We start from the raw sequence: 18005 nt of genomic DNA, 5'->3' as shown, positions 1-18005 counted from the left end.
CGAACGCCTTCAAGGAGTGCCGGATCGCGTTCTCGAGATCGAGGAATTTGCGCTTGAGATTGCGGCGATGCGTCAGCAGCAGGCGCAGCCGATAACACGGCGCGGCCTTGATGTGGGCGCGCCGGAACCAGCCGGTGCGCATGATGTGCGCGATACCGAGCGCGTCCGCACGGTCGGTCTTGTTGCGCTGCGCATGCAGCGCGGCGCGCACGTGCTGGGTCTCCAGACAGATCGCCGGCAGGCCGAGACGGAGCAATTCGCCATGCAGCCACGGCGACAGCGCGCCGGCCTCGTGGCCGACCCGCTTTAAGCGGCCGAGATACGGCGACAGTGCGCCCTTGATCGCGTCCGGGTCGGTCATCGCCGCGACCTCCAGCAGCACTTCGCCCTTGTCGTCGACCACACAATCGCGGTCTGATCCATGCCGACATCCAGTCCGCAGAAGAACTCCATGGCGCGCCTCCTGTGTTGGTGAGAGCGCTTATTCTGCACAGCCGCCGCTGCAGCGTCAGCAGACGGACGGTCAGGCCGATTACGTACGGCACTAGAAAATCGCCCAGCTCCGATCGTGCCCTTCCGGTCCCATTAGTTCGTGCGTTCGCGCCTCGTGTCGCTCTCGGATACTCCCGAGAAGAAACGGCGATTTTTAAACAGGTCGAGAACACGAGCGACCGTCAATGGCTCACGGTATGGGCCGAGCGGTTCGTATAATGTCGGGCCCGGATCATCGGCCGACGCACATCGGAGATGTCGATGAACGGCTTCCATTTGGCGGGAGAATCGCTCCGGAATCCGCAGAATACTGGCAGAACTCGCAGCATTCGAGCCGACGAACGGAGCGCGTGAGGCCATATCGAAGACACTTGCTGAGCGGCATATTCGCGACAGAGACGGCGCCCAAACCTGCAATGTTCCGCAGTCGAACAAGGACCATTTCTGCAGCCGAGTCCCACGACGGACCTTGGCGCGATGTGCGTTGCAAAGTAGGTCCACTGCACCGGCGGCCGCAGAGATCGGTCCACCGTGAGCTGGCATCTGGCGGTCTCAATCCCGCCAGCGAGGACGACGACATTGGCGTTAGCACTAGTGCTAACACTGGTGTTAGCAGCGCCGCTAAGGGCGCCTGAGCCGCAGCAGAATTCGACGAGCTCAGGCAGCTGCCTTGTAGGCCGAGTGCAGACCGAGCGCATCATCACGGCTCCCTGGTCCACATCCGGACTGCGCGTCCGATGACATCCGACATCGCCGTCAAACCGAAATATCGGCCATCCAGCGAGACATCCGATTACCAGTTCATCAGGAAGATCTGCCCGTCGCCGACGATGCGGCAGCCCTGCCAATCCGGCAGCGGATAGCCCCGGCGATCGGTCTGTTGCGCGGCTCCTACCTCGACATCATCCACACTGATTGCGAGCTCGCGGCGACAGACGGTTTGGCCGGGAAGGGCAAGGATCCGCTTCAGCATCGGCACGCCGACCGGCAAGTAGCCGCCGGCAGCGAGCAGCGCCGCTAGCTGCTGTTGAGGCCTTACAACGACCAACTCAGTGACGTACCAGTCGCTGACCGGCTGTACCGCGTAGAGCCCAACGGGCACGCTCTCGGAGGCATTCCAGGTCAAGTGCGGCCGCGGATCAAGCGCAATCGTTCCGAGCGGAAACGCATCACCGGAGAGCATCGCCAGGGCGATGGCCAAGCGCCGTCTCATGGCGTGATGCTCCGGCGATGCAGCCAGGCGCGGTGCCGGAGCCCCAAACAGCACTTCTGCAATCGTTCGATGACTATTGCCCTGCTGCCAACCGTCGAGCGCGCGCAAGATCGGCACCAGGCGCGTTCGGCGCTGCTCCGTCAGGCCGTCGGAGGCGGGTCCAAGCGGCTGCGCCCGCAGGGCACGCCAGAGACGGTCGGCGGCATCGTGGCGCATCTTGAAGTCGCCGTCATACGGCAAGAGCACCGCGTAGGACACAGTGCTCAGCGGCTTCCTTCGCAGCCACACGCGGTGCTGGCTCGTGCCGATTCGAGCGACGACATGCCAGCCGTCTGTCGCCCGTCGGAGCTGATCCGGCGCGAACGAAGGGAGCTTTACGATCGGCGCGACGACCGGCACGCGCGTGCCGAGCGCGACAAGCGCCAACACACTCGACAACTCTTCAGGCGCCCAGAATACAGGCTGGGCATCGAAAAGCAGCGCGGGATCAGCTGCGAAATATCAACCCCCAATGCTTGCGGAAGTTGGCAGGCGCACTGCGATAGGGATGAGCAATCGCTGAGAACCGCGCACAAGTTCGACGATCGGCGCACACTCTCCCAAGCAAAGCCTGGACGGTCCGCGCGATGAATGTTCGCGTACGGCTCGGCGATCTTTCTCGAGTTCGGCGAATCCCCGAGCGGACACATAGAAGCGGCGAACCACACAACCCGGGCGGCGAGTTTGGCGCCATGATCCAGTGAAGTTGGAGGATTGAACGGGACAACTCTATCCTGTGCGGAAGTTCGAGCGACGACGTCCTTTGGGAGCCGATCTTTTTCGGCCTCAAGGATACCAAGGCGATCGAACTTCAGCTGTCTGGACAGCTACCCGAGTTAACGATCGGTCTTTTAAATGGACATAGAATAGTTTCCTTCATGACCGCCGAGCGAGATCCGCAATGGTCGCTATTTGATCGGAGTTCTAGACCAGATCGATGGCTTTGTGTCCGTGATGGGAATGTACTGGAAGAGAGATCGACCTGACGCACGCAAGGCTCGCTCTTGCCTACGAGGTCGGCTTGCTTGCCGCCCCAAGACGATGGTTCGATGAGGCGAGAGCTGCGATCTACTGCAGCGTGTTGGAACACAAAGATTGCAGCGCAGTCCTCTCGACCTCGTCCTCGCGGACACCTTCCCGCCGTGTCAAGGACTGGCGGAAACTCATTTGGCTTCCTCTTAGCCGGCAGCGGTCTCCCGAGACCACTGGAATACGGTTCCATCGACCCAAATACGATGGAGCACGATAGCCAGCTTCCGCGATACCGCAACGACGGCGCGCCTCAAACCACGTCGCTTTGCCACCGCCATTCCCCACGCCCGTAGCGTCGACCACTTCGGGGTCCGGGTCAGTAGAGCCAGCGCGGCCTAGTATAAATTGGCGCGGAGCGTGGCATCGCCACACTTCGAGGTATTGCCGTTTCGATCGACTTCGCCGGACGCATATTTGGTCGGAGTGAGTCCCAGATGCGCGCCGACATTGCGAGATCTCTGGAAACGGTCTGGATCGTCGATGGTCACCACGTAGGTTACGCTGACGATCAATCCTCGCCCGGCGCGCTGCGATGAACGCCTCTTCTATTTTCTCTCCACAACATGAGTTCAAGATCTCCTGTTACGTCAAGATGCTCAGGGAAGTCTGGAAACGGAATTGAACATCCCTCACGCAAGAAGACAACGACATCGGTCTCGCTGTTCGTCTCGGAATATTGTTCTCTCCTCACCTTCCCAAAAGGAGAGTCCAAGACGAAGCGAGTCGAGTTGATCCAGCTCGGTGAGAACAGATTAAGTTGATCCGCAATATGCCAGACGCGGCTCAAACGCACGCGGAACGCCGCGGAGAAGTTGATCGGATCTGGAATAAATATTGATAAATTGCGCACGCCCATCACGTCCAGTCTTTCGAGCAGACGATGAAGTACTAATTGATGATCATTGGTGTTACGCAATAGCGGAAATTGATTGTAGAGCCTGATTTTTCGCCTTTGAAGCTCGGCGATCTTTTCGGCGACCTCCTCGCAAATCTCGTAAGGGTGCACGATATGAAAGATAACTCGAAGGTTGTATTTCGCAAGAATATCGATCTTCTCCGCAGTGAACGCCTTTGGCTCATACACGATAGCCCTTGTGTGAATTCGGATCGACTTAACGGATGGCACCGATCGAATTCGCTCAATCATTGCATCCAGCCTCGATGCTGGAAGAATCAGCGGATCTCCACCAGACAAGATCACCTCAGTGACTTCTGGCTGACTGCGAAGGTACTCAACCAGCTGCTCCAGTTCTGCATCTTGTCCGCCTTTTTCGTCAATTGACGCGTTCTCGCCAAGCACGTCGGTGCGAAAGCAATACTGACAGTGCCCAAAGCAGTCTGAGGTTGTTAGAAATAGCGCGCGATCTGCGTACTTTCGCACTATCGATGTCTTGTTTGTGCATCCACGCGCATTCGATCTGTCGTCAACAAAGTCCTTAACCTCATTAGGTGCTCTCAATGACACCCTCTCCTGCGTTGGAAAGGCCAGTCGGTGAAGAGGTCCCAAATAATTGCCCAGCGCGGCAACTTCTTCATTGAGTTTTCTCTCATAGAACGGCGTGACTTTTACAGGTCGGAGCCCCTCTTTCATAGAGATGGCACTGAACATCTTATTGATCTGAAGCTGGGTCATAACAATCTCATTCGATTGTTTCGGTTCGCAGAACTGGCAAGGAGGGCAGTAGATGCCAAGTAAATGAGCGAAGACGTGGCATTAAGCATGATCGGCGCAGACAGCACCACTATCGATCCGGCAAGGAGCCACGACACTAGTCCCCGCCGCAGCTTAGCCAGCGCTATCGCAGAAATGATGTAAATGGCAAGAAAGTTCATTCCGGCCATGCCGAACATCGTTTCGATCCTTAGCAACCGAAGCTGATCGGCCATCACGACCGTGATCAGGCACCCCATCACGAGAAATACACTGTTGCGAGGAGCGCCATCACGCAAATAACCGAGACCGGCTGGAAGAATGCCCTGCCCGGAAAGGTAAAGAATAAGCCGCGATACGGCCACAACAGATCCGAAGAGATTGGCCACGATCACCAGCGTACCAAGCACTGGAACAAGCCAGTCAGGAGCCGTTGGCGCGACTTGCACCGCGGCTTGAAGAACAGGTGTATCAAAATTTGATTTGATGCCGGAGATATGTACCAGCGCTGCGCTACCGAGGTAAACGCTGCAGACCAGGATGAACGCCAAGATCATTGCCAGGCCAAACGCCCTCCTCGGGTCACGAAAATCCACAGACAAGTTGCACGCGATCTCCCATCCTGCAAAAGAGAAGAAGATCAATGGGATTTGCCCAGCGATCGCTAAAACATTTTTTGGGAACTCGACTCGGACACCGTTAGTTCGCACTGCTAGCGTTAGGAGGACACCGAGCACTCCTACTAAGAGTGATATTGACGCGCCACTAACGAACCTAACGCTACCAGAGAGCGTCTTGCTGCCGGACAGAGCAAACCAGGCTGCAAGCAAAATGACGATCACGGCTAGGCAATGGATATCCAATTCGGAGCTGGTCGCGATTTTTAGGTTAGTCGCGCCCACAATAGCGAGCGCCGGCAAGCCTAAAGCCGTCGCCCCAAGAACGAGAAGCCCGACTAGCGACTCTAGGTATCGGCCAAATGCAAGGTTGGCGTAGTACGCTGCCCCACCTGTGCTCGGATATGCACTACCTAGAATAGCCATTGTTACTAGAATTGGCGCAGAGAGTACCGAACAGGCTAACCACGCAAATATAGCGTCGTTACCGAGCTTTTCGAACACAAGTCCCGGGATCACAAGAATTCCGGATCCGAGATTCACCGCCACGATTAGCAACATACCCGAGAGCAGTCCCAGGTGCCCCTCGAGCTTCCTCTGAATTTCATCCATCACATAAAGCCTCGGAACCGAGAGCATCGCCGCCGATCACGATCACCACGCCCTCGCATTAGACTAATACCGATAGAACTCCCATACGATCTGGACAACGACACATCGAATTGTGCCTACAATCGGTCGAAGCGCAGATGACACGGCAGGGGCGCCTCCTCGTTGTTATCGGGAATCATATATTGCGGCCACTGCGCTTTTCCATGAAGGTATGAACCAAGCAACGGGCTGTGTGGGATGTCGTCGTATTTGTCAACGTTTCGTCTGATTTTTGCGGTTACGGCTTCACCCCACCGATTGGCCGGAGCTGCGATGTCAAAAATCTTGCGAGGATTGATAACGAAGGCGAGACCCGCCCCCATGTTTCTGCTCTTGCGCAGAACGTGTGCTGGATGACTTACGTTCACAAACAGCTCACAGTCGTGATAGCACATCGTCCACGTGCGGTGCGCAGGATCTTGGGAAACGTGCGCGGGCCACGGTCTCTGATCTTGATCGAGCAGATATTGCATCGCTTCGATGAATACATGATTGAATTGTTCCCTCGTCGATAGCGCGGAGACCGGCTCAAAGAGCACGAGTAGCGGACGGTGGCTGCAGATTCTGAGAGCGTCGACATTGATCTGCTCAATGTACGTGCGCAAGCCACGAGCAAGATAGTCCAGCTCGTACTTTCGGTCTTCGAGGGCGTATGGAACGAGCAGGAAACGAAGATTGCCCTGCTTGACCACTCTCTGCGCGAAGACGCACGGAAATCTGGTGCGGGTTCCCGCTTCGCCTTCAAACTTTGACAAAATGTACGAGGTCACTGCCTGGCCCCACAGGAACTTGTCAGTGAGGTTGGCAACTTCATCCTGGTCGATCAGCATGCTGTTTCTTTCGTCTCGACGAAGACACATTGAGGAATTTGGCGGAGGGGTACACTAGAACGCGAAAGGCGCTCCTCCGTCCCGGGAAGCTCAGTATCCGCAGCCGATGTTGGGTGGCTTTATCATGGACAATTTCTCCTCTCTCGGCAGACAGCATTTTGGAAGTAGCCCAGCAAAAGACGCGCCAGATCATAAGCTGCGCTCTGATAATAGACTCACTCTGACTACCCTATGGATTGTCCAACACTTCGACGTTTGAGGTCCGCGGGGGACACTGCGTTCAAACCACTGCTCCATAGAAGCGAACGCAAGCTTGCCCCGCGTTTTTCTGGTCGGCGCGCGATGACCTATCCAACTGCAGGGGCCAGCACGCTAGAGTTTACTTCACCTAGCGAGGCGCGCGGTATTCGTTGGATATTCCATATTCCTCCAGGAGAGCAGCCGTAGCTGACCTTGAAGACGGATGTTGTTGCAAATGACCACGGGCAGCTCACCAAGTGAGATCCTGGTGGCGCTCGATTGGCTCAGACTGAATGAACTGTCTTGGAGTGAGGCGGTGTCCATTAGTGTCGGCTGCAAGCATCATTATCGTGACTTTCGAGTGGAGGAACCATGTTCATGAATTACCACAGCAAGGATTGCGCCAGTCGCGATGATTCAACTGTCGTCTGTCGGCGGCGAGGATTTCCCGACGTCCTCGACAACACATGGCTGCCAATTTATCCATGGGCGAATGCGATGGCTCGTCAGACGTCGTCGTTTGCGGGAACTGACCGAGCTGCAATGTCCGTTGCTTCGTCTCTTTTGATCGGTACGAGGTCATATATGAATGTACGACCCCTGGTTTGCCATTTTAGACAATCGCGACAACACTGGCGACATTGTGCCAATTTGTTCGCCCGAGCTGCGAGGCCGGATGGCCTATGTCGTCGAAACAGCGAAATGGCGCAAGACTGGAAAGCGCGCCCCCCCGTTAACGTGGCATACTCTCCAGTCGGCGAGTGGATGGGGATCAAATGATTAGTTCCCCCAAGCGCTGTCCAGGTCAGAGCTCGTTGGGGCCCTAGATGCCCATTCGGGCGACGGCGGCTGGCGCGCCGTCATGGACACAGAGGCGGATTGCATGTGACGGCGAGGTCGGAGGCCGTATTCCACCCGATCTGCGATTTCCGCCGAACGTTGATACAGTCGGCTTGGCCAGCAAACGCGATACCGGCCTGAGCAAGTGAGGCGAACGGCAATTCGTGCAGCATTTCTTGCCGCGGGCAGCCGTTAAAGCTCTTGATGAAGGAATTCTAATCGGGGTTGCTGGCACGCCATGCAGGTGTCAGGCAAGCGGTTCTGATCGTCCATGTCAGGACGGCATTCCTGGTGAGTTCGCTGCCGTTGTCATTCAACTTTATCCCGGGCTTGCCGTGCTGGGCCGCAACCATCTAGCTCCCGAGCGATGCGGGCGTCGATTAGGGTGTCAGCCACGAGAAGGCACTCGCAGGTGAAATCATGTACTGCAGCCAGGATGCGGAAGCGCCACCATGGGTATCTGACTCGACATAGAGTCCAGCGGACCGCGATGATTCGTAAGCAGCGGCACTGTCATCGGCGTTCGTCTGCGGAGGGCCCGTTTAGAGCCGCCTCTGCAACCCGAGCCGTTTCTCTCCGGACAGCAGAAACCGCTTCTTGTGAACGACCAGGCATAATTGTCGCTGAGCAGGACATACAGCGACGATAGCCGCAGCTTGACGCAAGCGCGACACCTTCGCATCTCCAAGACCAAGATGCAGCTTTGCTACCTTCTCCACTGCCCCGTCAACGACGCCTCCTGTGGGTGTAGAACGAGCACGCATCTTAGCGTCACTTCGTCCGGCTGGTAGGCTGGGTGTCCGGCGCCCCGCATGTCGGCGCCGGCAGCGCGGTCGTGCGCGTGAGTGCCTGTGTTGTCCCGGGTCCTGACGACAATATGTGCGCCCGCATGGCGAGCGGGGCTGAGCACGGACTGTTGCGTCGCCCGGAGCCCACCGTATCCAACTCGCTTTTCAAATCTTTCAATCCGATAGTCATCTGCAACCCTCTAAAAGGTTACCGCCTCAGTTGGCGCCTCTTTGATATCAGGCCAAGCAGGGAAGGTCGCTTGTTGGCCCCTAGCGGACATTCCTATCAAAGCTCGTGACATCTGCTCATGGACCGTTTTCGAATATTGGCATTCACCCAATTGGGGTCAGATCGAGCCTTGAGAACTATGCGAAGCTAGTTCGGACACGGATCGATCGCGCCCCGCCCGCGCTATCGCCACCTCACTCCGCCATCTTTCGCGGCCGCGACCAGAGGAGCGTGTAGCCTTCGCCGCCCTCATCGTCGAACAGGTTGGCGTAGATCGGGGCGTTGAAGGACGGGTCGTCGAGCTTGAGCGAGAGATAGTCGCGTCCCTCTTCGGAGCGGCGGGCCCAGGCGGCGCCGATTTCGACCCGGCCAGCGTAGACCCGGTGGCTGGGCGCGTTCTCGCTGGAGCGGTTGGCTTCGGGTCAGATGCGAACGCCCTTGGCCTTGAGGCTCAGGGTGATGATCTCGCCCTGGAAATCGTCGCCGACCTTCTTGAAGGAACCGATGGAAGCCATGTTGTCTCTCCTTGGCTGTTTCGGGCCGCGACCACCGCGGCCTCGATGGCGCATCTCGGGCGAATGGCGAACGACGGCGCACCCGCAAGTACCGAAGCGGCAGCGGAGGACGGCGCCGGACAACTTTCTTGTCCCGCGAGGAATGGGCTTCAGCCCAGGGCCCTCAGATTCGTAGTCAGCCGGCCTGTCATGTTCCACAGTCTCGTTCCTGACCGCAGCAGCGAGCTAACCGTACGATCTAGTCTGCTGAACCCTTCCTGCGCTGGTTGATGCACGCACTGGCCATCTCAATCCATCCTTTTGCACGCCAAGGCCGCCGCCAGCCCTACGACAAGCGCGCGCTTCTATGCTCTCCAAGCCGCTTGCGATCCTATCGGCCGCAACGCAACCGTGGAAACTGGTATGGGCGGCAGAACCGGTATGACCCCCGTCGAGGCAACTGGATCGACGAGCCCCGATCAAAGCGCGACCACCGCCAAGCGGCCGCGCAGGAACCGTGGCGTTCCCCCGCCGGCCCGATTCGACATCGACGCCTTACCGGGGAGCTCGAACCTGACCGCGCTCGAGGCGGCGGCGGTCATTCGGCGTACCCCAGGCGCACTGGAACAGTGGCGGCGCAATCCGGATCATCCGCTCAAATGGCGTTACGTCGACGGTCGTCCGCTTTATCGGGTCGATGCGGTGCGCGAGTATCTATCCGGCCGCACGGAGGCTACACACCCCCAGCCGCAAAATGCTCACGAAGACGGCCAAGCAGCTCAGCCTTGATGGGATCGAGCGGATTCGTCCGCTGCAGACGTACGACCTTACCGGTACGCTCCGCGCCAACCAGTTCAGCGATGTAATCGTGGGCCGCTTCGAAGGCCATCTTGCGGATGATCCACTGCTCATCGTGATTGTACACCTGGTCGATGCCACCCGGCTTCTGCCCGACGCAGAGACGCTGGATCTCGTTGTCGTAGCCACAGCGTGACATGATGGTGCGCAGGCTGCGTCTCAGGTCATGCATGGTGAATTTATCCACTTGAGCTTCCTTGACGAGGCGCTTCACCATCTTGGTGAAGCCCGACATCTGCCCGCCAGTCTTCGGCGAGGGAAACACGTAGTCCGAGGTTGCCCTCTGAAAGTGCTTGGCAGCCGCCAGCACGTCGTCGACGAGATGAGTGCGCGGCACGTCGTGGTGCAGACCCATCTTCGTCCAGGCGCCATCGAAAGTGATGCGGTCCTGCATGACGTGACGCTTCCATTCGATCATCGTTGGCTCGCTGCGACGTGCGCCGCCGAGGAGGCACATGCGCGTCAGGAGTCCAAAGATCCCGAGCTTGCCGCATGCTTGCCAGACCTTGACGATCTCGGCATCGGTCAGAGCTCGCCCCTTCATTCGCCGCCCGACCCGCTGCGCCCGCGTTTCCTTCGGCGCGCGATAGCCGGCCAGCACATTGTGTTCGACATAGCCTTCGCCGACGCACCATTCGAGGAAGGTGTGCACGTGCTTACGGAAGTCCTTGGCGGCCCCACGCTTCCCGGTCTTAGCGATCTTGTCGACAGCCGCCATGATGTTCCGGCGCGTGAGATCCGCGGCGCTGCCCTCGACATGATCCTTGAGCCCACGCCTCAATGCGGACATCGCCGGCCTCCAATTGACGACCTGCCGCCCTGTCAACGATGTCTCGTAGGGTCCGTCTTCGACGATCAGGTTTGCCAGAGTGGTCCGCTGCTTCTCAGCCGCCTGCAGCCGCCTTGCCTCTCGCTTATCGTCGTTCGGGTCGAGGCCGCGGATCACTTCGCCCGCGGCGATCGTCGCCGCCTTGCGCGCGGCCTTCTCATTGAACTTGGGCCACGGGCCGAGCGTCTTGCGCTGCGTCCCCCTCACACCCGGCTTGGTGAAAAGATACACCCAGGTTCGGGCGCCGGTGGCGCGCATACGCAGGGCGAGACCGGGCAGCTTATCGTCGTGGAGATAATGCTGCGCCTTGTCCGGCGGCAACGAGGCGGTGCGAATGAGAGCATCCGTGAGTGTTAGCTGGTTCGCTGCTTTCGCCATCAACTCGGTCCTTTCCATGTTCCGCGTGTGCCCCGCGACGAAGCCGAAACAGCCCCAGAACAAACCGGGTCTGAAACTCTCCCTCTTTTGTGTGCCCCCGGGGAAAATCCGTCGGGGGCACAACAGGGGCACACAAAATGCAGTAAGGTGCGCTATGGCCTGTTGCGGTCAAAACGGACACAAGCCATTGCTGTTACGTACATTTTTAGTTTTAGAGTGTGGCGGGAATAGGCTGGCCGTGGTCTAGGGATTGTGGTTCACACGGGAGAGGTCCAAGGTTCGATCCCTTGTGCGCCCACCATTAGATCAGACATCTCAGCGTCTTGGACAACTCATTCCCTAGCGATGGGCGTCTATTCTTCCTGGGCACGCCCTTCGGCGACTGGCTCATGCTCAGAGGGTCGTTCGGGCACCAGATCACGACCTCGCGCTTGCCCTCGCCCGAATGCCAGATCGCGTGCGGCACCATAACGCCGCTCCTGATGCAGCCGATCGAGTGCATCGTGGAACATCACGTCATATTCGGGGAAGAAGCCGGACGGCCGCACCTCGTAATCCATGATCGACGCCCCGCCTGCTATCTTGCGCGGTTGAACTGGTATGAGCCCTGGACGAACACGCCGTAGCGCTCCGTCGTGTATCTCAGGACCTGATTGAACGAGTCGACGGCATTGGTGCTGAGGTGCCACCAACGCCCACCGATGCCGATCCGGAAGTTGTCGGTCAGCTGATAGTTCAGGACGGTCTCGGCCTGGAAGCCGGTTCCTTGTCCAGACGCAGGATCGCGACCGAACGTGAAATAGTGCGTGTCGATCGCGTTCTGCGAGGTCCAGACATAAGCGGCCTCCACCTGCCAGTTCAGCCGATCCGACAGCCGCGTGTCGAGTGTGACACCCGCCCGTCCGCTGTGCCACCGGTCCTGCTCGGTCACCACCTTGACGCCAGCACCCAGCGCAGGACTGCAGATCACCGGATTGCCGCCCACCTGCGTGCAGCCTCGCGCGTCGACGGTTTCCGTCCAATACTGATAGCCGACGAAGGCGCCAAACCGGAAGCGGTCGGTTTCCAGCAGGTTGAATCCGACATCGAGATTTGCGTATTGCAGCCGCCCGCCGACATTGCTGACGGTCTTGGATGATGGATTGACGAAGGGCGCGAAGTCCTCGTCGACGAGCGTGCCCGAGCTGATCTTGCCCGCCCCGATATAGCCCTTCAGAAACATGTTGGTGAACGGGCCGTCGAGCGCATCGACCCTGAAGAACATCTCGCCGCTATGCCCGGTCATGCCGCCATAGGCGAGCCGGGAGACCTGCTGCGTGGCGGCCTGGTCGGCGAAATAACGATAGCGATTCTGGCCCGAGCTGAACCAGTAGCGAACGCCGGTTTCCAGCATATAGGACGGCATGATCGACGTGCGCGATTGCAGCGGCATATCGCCCGAGCCCGCCCCCTGGCCGCCTTGCAGCGCCGCAGGCCTGGCCCACGCGCAGCTGACGATCGAGGCGTTGCATTTCGTGACGCCGTCGGCGTTGAAATCGCGCCGCAACGTGACCGTCGCGAACAGATCCTTGGTCGTCGTCTTGACGTCGGCCAGCGTGCTGTCGACGAACCGGTACCCGATCTCCGTTTCCAGGCTGATCTCCTTCGACCAGAGATAGCTGACCAGCAGCGACGGCAGGATCGTGTACTCCTTCAAGTCGGTCTTCGTCCCGGACCTGTACCCCGCCCGCAGCCGCGGGCTGATGGCGAGATCGGGCGTGATCGGATAGCGCGTGGCGAGATCGAGCACGTAGAACTTCGAATCCGCCAGGCTGGCGTAGCGCAGCGCGCCCATGAACAGATCGCCCGGCTTGATGATGCCGTTTCCGGTCAGCTGAGCCGACAGATAATATTCGAGACCGCTCGCCGGGGTGCCATCGACGCCGCCGGACGGCAGTGTGCCGGTCAGATTGGTCACCGTGGCATCGGCGGCGACCTGCCAGGTCTCGTTCAGGGGGCGCGAATAGCTCACCATCGCCGACTGGAACGTCGGCGTGCGATCGATCGCGAGCTGCCTGATCTCGGCTGCGGTGTTGAACTTCATCATGTCGTAGAGGGTGAGGAACGGCTGCCCCTGCAACGCATTCCAGGTCGAGAGAAATGGCACTCTTCGATAATCGAACGAGGCGTTGACGACCGACTTGTCCTCGAACGTATAAGTTCCCGAGAACACGGCGGCATTGAGCGCGCGGAAATGCGTGTCGTAGTCGATCAGGCCGAGCAGCGACTTGTTGGTGTCGAAATAGCGGAATTCCGCGCCGACGGCCTGGCGGTCGACGATGTTGCGGTCGTATTGCGTGATCAGGTAGACGGTGGTTTCGAGCCCGCCCAGGATCTTGCCGAAGTCGATGCTTGCGCCATAGAGCGTCTTGCCGTCCTTGAACGGTGCGTCGAAGCGGCTCCAATTCGGCGAACCCGCGAGCACGTTCAGGCGCAGCCCCGGGCTCTTCTGCCAGCTCAGCACCGCGCCATCGAAACGGCCGATCACGCCGCCTGTGTTGCGGGACTGCCGTCCGACACGCAACGTCACGTCGGCTTCCTTCAGCGTGTAGTCGACCTGCGCGGTCGAGACGCCGTACTTGTCGTTTCCTGTATCGAACTGGCGCTCATGGGTGAAGGCCAGCCTGAACTTGGTCCTGATGCGGTCATTGTCGGCGGTGCCGAGAAAGTCGAAATTGGTCAGCAGCGTGTTCTGATGCACCCGGTGCGCGTCGGGATCGGCATTCGGGTTCGGCGCAATCGCCCTGTCCTTGACGGCGCTGGTCGTGTCGTTGGTGATGAAGGTGGTCGAGAGGCTGCCCGACATCGACCAGCGGGTGTCGCCGTTCGGCCCTGCCGCCCTGGTCGGCATGCCTGTCCCCATGTCTCCGCCCTCGGGCGTGACAGAAGACATCTCGCGCGGCCGCGCCGGTGCGCTGCTGGTCGCGGTGAGAAGCGCAGCGAGCCGCTGCCTCACCCGCTCGGCGCCCTCGCCGCTCGGATAGCGGCGCAGATAGTCTTCATACTCCGCCTGCGCGGCAGCGGTCTGGCCAGCCTTCTGGCGCACCACACCAAGCAGCTCCTGCGCCTCGGCGCTCGAGCCGTTCTCGGGGAGTTTCAGCACTTTCCGCAGGAGATCGATCGCCGTGCTGAAACTGCCCTTCTTGATCGCTGCGCGCGCCTCGTCCATCGAGGCCTCCGCAAACCGGATGTCTGCCGCGGACGGCTGCTGCATGGTGCGATTGTCGTTGCGAACCGACGCCGCCGCACCGGGGAGCGCGGCCGGCTTCAGGGCCTCCGGAGCGGCCACACTCGGCACCAGGGCCTTCACCTTGCAGGCCGACACCGGGCCCTTTCGAGCCATGACGATCGCCACCTGCTCGAAGCTGCCGGATTGCACGATCTGGTAGGTGAACTCGCCGCCGAACTGGACGACGAGGATCGGTCCTCGGTTCTGATCGAGCGTCAGATAGACGTCCTGGATGCCGGAGCCCTGAGCATTGTCGACACGCACGCCTTCGCGCCTGACCAGGCGCCGCGCCATGATGGCGTCGCGATCGACCAATTGCAGCGAGACGCTGAGCTGGCTGCCCTGATCGAGCGGGAAATGCCCGGTGTAGCGGACGCGAACGTGAAAATTGACCCGCAGTAGGCTGCAGTTTCCGACCGTGGTGGCGTTCGCGCCGGCGACGAACTGATCGATGACCGGCTGGGCCGGTGCAACGCCGAAGGCGCCATCGAGCAGGATTGCGAGCAGGACGGACAGCAGACTGATCCGCCATCCCGCCGACCTCGCTGCCGCGACTTGTCCGGAGCGACCGCGCATCACCAGCCGCCTCCATTGACCCGGTGCTGCCGCTGGCGGCGGGTGATGATGGTGGTCTGCGACTTGTCAGCATAGATATGACACGCGCCGGTGCAGTCCTTGAGCTCGGCGACGGTGTAGTTCATCGGTGCCGGCTTCAAGAGCTTGGCGTGCTGCTGCGGCCGGAAATCATTCGCGTGGCAGGCGGCGCAGTCGGGTCTGTAGGCCGCGAACTTGAAGGGGACGGCTTGCGAGTTGCCGCTGTGGCAGGCGGTGCAGCCGATCGCCGCGCTATGGTTCGGATAGCTTGCCGACATATGCCGGTAGTTCACCGAGCTCCAGCTGACCGTCCGGTGGCAACTCTCGCAAGGGACGTTGGTCACGAAGTGCTTCTGCGACTTGCCGGTGGCGTTGGAGCCGTTGTGACAGCTGGCGCACGGCGCCGTCAGGCTGGCGTGATCCATCCGCGCGCCCGAGAACGACACGGTGTTCTTGTGGCAGCTTTCGCATGGCGCGCTGGTGACCACGTGCTTCTGCGGCTTGCCGCCGGCCGATGATCCGTTGTGGCAGGTGGCGCAAGCCGCCATCGTCCCGGTGTGGCTGAAACGCGCGCCACTGAAGGTCGTCGTGCTCTTGTGGCAGGTCTCGCATGGCGCATTCGTCGCGACGTGCTTCGGCGGCTTGCCGCTCGCGGCCATCCCGTTGTGGCAGCTCGCGCAGGCCGCCGCAGTCCCGGTGTGGCGGAAGCGCGCGCCGCCGAACGTCGTCGTGCTCTTGTGGCAGGTCTCGCACGGCGCATTCGTCGCGACGTGCTTCGGCGGCTTGCCGCTCGCGGCCATCCCGTTCTGGCAGCTCGCGCAGGCCGCCGCAGTCCCGGTGTGGCTGAAGCGCGCGCCGCCGAACGTCGTCGTGCTCTTGTGGCAGGTCTCGCACGGTGCGCTGGTCGCGACGTGCTTCGGCGGCTTGCCGCTCGCGGCCATGCCGTTGTGGCAGCTCGCGCAGGCCGCCGTCGTTCCGGTATGGCTGAAACGCGCGCCGCCGAACGTCGTCGTGCTCTTGTGGCAGGTCTCGCATGGCGCGTTCGTCGCGACGTGCTTCGGCGGCTTGCCGCTCGCGGCCATGCCGTTGTGGCAGCTCGCGCAGGCCGCCGTCGTTCCGGTATGGCTGAAACGCGCGCCGCCGAACGTCGTCGTGCTCTTGTGGCAGGTCTCGCACGGCGCATTCGTCGCGACGTGCTTCGGCGGCTTTCCAGGAGCGCTCATGCCGTTATGGCAGGAGGCGCATGGTCCCTGCGCGGTCATATGATTGAATCTGGAGCCGGCCTCCGTGGTGCTCGATCCGGCAAGCCCTGCCCTTGGATTGAACGTCGGCAGCAGCGACGGAGGCCGACCGGCATTCTTCACTTCCGGGGAGTCGGCGCCGGCAGCACCGATCGAAGGCGCGAGCTTGCTGCGCACATCGTTTGGCACGAGCGCTGATGGGGCTGACGTCATTTGCGGCAACGAGTTCGGCGGCTGCGGCACGGATGCCGCCGTGCCGGCAGCTTTGGCTGAACCGTCGGGCTTGGGAGAACCCGGCGCGGCAGCGGAGACCCCTGCTTCAGAACCCGCTGTCGCAGCCGTCGACGTCGCTGGCATATTCGCCAGCGGCTTGCTGCTGAACAGGAGCGTCGAGCTGGATGGCGCAGGCTTGGCGGCAGCGCCGGCCGCGGCAGCGGACTGAGATGCCGCCGGGGCGGCGCTCGTACCCGGGGCTCCATCGGGCGTCGTCGCCGCGGTCATGGTGCGGTTGGCGGTCGAGGCCGGCGTGACCGCCTTGACGGCCGGCGCCTGGGCCGGAACCACCGATCGCGCCGTGGTGGAGCAGCCTGCTGCCGGCTTTTGCGGATCGTCGTCCCAGGTGGAGAAGTTGGCAGCGGCACGCACGTGGCAGCAGCCGCAATCCTGCGTCTTGGCGCTGTGATCCGGCCCCTGCGCCCCTCTGCGGCCCTGGCTGCGATACGAGCCGTTGTGACAGCTGTCGCAGCGCGTGGCATGCACGGCAGTATGACTCATTGTGTAGGTCGCGAAGCTCGCCGCGGTGTTGCTGTGGCAGTTCGAGCACTGCACGCCCGTCACCGGAATATGCGGCGGGGTGGTCAAGCCCTTCGCGCTCGAACCATTGTGGCAGGCGGAGCAATTGGTATTGGCCGCGGAGTGGGTGAACGCCGCGCCGCCCCAGCTGGTGAAGCCGCCCGAGGCTGCCTTGCTGTGACAGCTGACGCAGTCGGCGCCGCCGGTGGCGACGTGGTTCGGGAACGACGCCGTGCCCAGCGCGCCCTCGGCGCCCTGGCCGGTGAACGAGCCGTTGTGACAGCTGTCGCAGCGCGCCGTCGCCACTGCGGCGTGGTTCATCGTGTAGGTCGTGAAGCTCGCCGCGGTGTTGGTATGACAGTTCGAGCACTGCAAGGTCCCGGTCGGGATGTGCGGCGGTGTCGTCATGCCCATCGCCGTCCTGCCGTTGTGGCAGGTCGCGCAGTTGGTGTCGGTCGCCGCATGCTTGAATGCCGCGCCGCCCCAGCTGGTGAAGCCACCCGAGGCTGCCTTGCTGTGGCAACTGACGCAGTCGGCGCCGCCGGTGGCGACGTGGTTCGGGAACGACGCCGTGCCCAGCGCGCCCTCGGCGCCCTGGCCGGTGAACGAGCCGTTGTGACAGCTGTCGCAGCGCGCCGTCGCCACTGCGGCGTGGTTCATCGTGTAGGTCGTGAAGCTCGCCGCGGTGTTGGTATGACAGTTCGAGCACTGCAAGGTCCCGGTCGGGATGTGCGGCGGTGTCGTCATGCCCATCGCCGTCTTGCCGTTGTGGCAGGTCGCGCAGTTGGTGTCGGTCGCCGCATGCTTGAATGCCGCGCCGCCCCAGCTGGTGAAGCCACCCGAGGCTGCCTTGCTGTGGCAACTGACGCAGTCGGCGCCACCGGTGGCGACGTGGCTCGGGAACGACGCCGTGCCCAGCGCGCCCTCGG

At 61.0% G+C, this 18005-nt stretch carries 7 protein-coding genes and 5 pseudogenes; all 12 read right to left on the bottom strand.

Annotated features, from left to right (window positions below):
• Positions 1 to 453 (bottom strand): annotated as a pseudogene (locus HL666_RS33765) (IS110 family transposase); the annotation flags it as partial.
• A gap of 739 nt (positions 454 to 1192) precedes the next feature.
• Positions 1193 to 1705 (bottom strand): annotated as a pseudogene (locus HL666_RS33760) (S26 family signal peptidase).
• Positions 1706 to 1720: 15 nt separating this feature from the next.
• Positions 1721 to 1921 (bottom strand): annotated as a pseudogene (locus HL666_RS34685) (DNA -binding domain-containing protein); the annotation flags it as partial.
• Positions 1922 to 3111: 1190 nt separating this feature from the next.
• Positions 3112 to 3264 (bottom strand): transposase, encoded by a 153-nt coding sequence (locus HL666_RS34680; RefSeq protein WP_376698650.1) that lies wholly within the window; start codon positions 3262 to 3264, stop codon positions 3112 to 3114.
• A 20-nt stretch (positions 3265 to 3284) separates the two neighbouring features.
• Positions 3285 to 4409 (bottom strand): radical SAM protein, encoded by a 1125-nt coding sequence (locus tag HL666_RS33745; protein ID WP_172114972.1) that lies wholly within the window; start codon positions 4407 to 4409, stop codon positions 3285 to 3287.
• On the bottom strand, positions 4406 to 5656 hold the full coding sequence (locus HL666_RS33740) for an APC family permease (protein WP_172114970.1): 1251 nt from the start codon (positions 5654 to 5656) through the stop codon (positions 4406 to 4408). The genes HL666_RS33745 and HL666_RS33740 overlap by 4 nt, the downstream gene beginning before the upstream one ends.
• Before the next feature lie 116 nt (positions 5657 to 5772).
• Positions 5773 to 6525 (bottom strand): YqcI/YcgG family protein, encoded by a 753-nt coding sequence (locus HL666_RS33735; protein WP_172114967.1) that lies wholly within the window; start codon positions 6523 to 6525, stop codon positions 5773 to 5775.
• 2291 nt (positions 6526 to 8816) lie between these two features.
• Positions 8817 to 9137 (bottom strand): annotated as a pseudogene (locus HL666_RS33730) (DUF736 domain-containing protein).
• 712 nt (positions 9138 to 9849) lie between these two features.
• Entirely contained in the window at positions 9850 to 11181 is a 1332-nt protein-coding gene (locus HL666_RS33725) for a tyrosine-type recombinase/integrase (protein ID WP_172114965.1), read from the bottom strand.
• A gap of 353 nt (positions 11182 to 11534) precedes the next feature.
• Complete coding sequence (locus HL666_RS33720) at positions 11535 to 11741, bottom strand: hypothetical protein (protein ID WP_172185790.1); 207 nt, start codon at positions 11739 to 11741, stop codon at positions 11535 to 11537.
• Between the two features lie 17 nt (positions 11742 to 11758).
• Positions 11759 to 15025 (bottom strand): hypothetical protein, encoded by a 3267-nt coding sequence (locus tag HL666_RS33715; RefSeq protein ID WP_172185788.1) that lies wholly within the window; start codon positions 15023 to 15025, stop codon positions 11759 to 11761.
• Positions 15025 to 18005: pseudogene (locus HL666_RS33710) on the bottom strand (hypothetical protein); the annotation flags it as partial. The gene HL666_RS33715 and the pseudogene HL666_RS33710, both read right to left, overlap by 1 nt.

Source organism: Bradyrhizobium aeschynomenes (assembly GCF_013178945.1).
GTDB lineage: Bacteria > Pseudomonadota > Alphaproteobacteria > Rhizobiales > Xanthobacteraceae > Bradyrhizobium > Bradyrhizobium aeschynomenes.
Note: the sequence above shows the minus strand (reverse complement) of the source record. Positions and strands in the feature narration are given on the sequence as shown.

Bases quoted from the DNA above. Each gene is read 5' to 3' on its own strand.
- HL666_RS33735 (WP_172114967.1), bottom strand. From the start codon at position 6,525: ATGCTGATCGACCAGGATGAAGTTGCCAACCTCACTGACAAGTTCCTG.
- HL666_RS33740 (WP_172114970.1), bottom strand. From the start codon at position 5,656: ATGGATGAAATTCAGAGGAAGCTCGAGGGGCACCTGGGACTGCTCTCG.
- HL666_RS33745 (WP_172114972.1), bottom strand. From the start codon at position 4,409: ATGACCCAGCTTCAGATCAATAAGATGTTCAGTGCCATCTCTATGAAA.
- HL666_RS33720 (WP_172185790.1), bottom strand. From the start codon at position 11,741: ATGGATTACGAGGTGCGGCCGTCCGGCTTCTTCCCCGAATATGACGTG.
- HL666_RS33715 (WP_172185788.1), bottom strand. From the start codon at position 15,025: ATGCGCGGTCGCTCCGGACAAGTCGCGGCAGCGAGGTCGGCGGGATGG.
- HL666_RS33725 (WP_172114965.1), bottom strand. From the start codon at position 11,181: ATGGCGAAAGCAGCGAACCAGCTAACACTCACGGATGCTCTCATTCGC.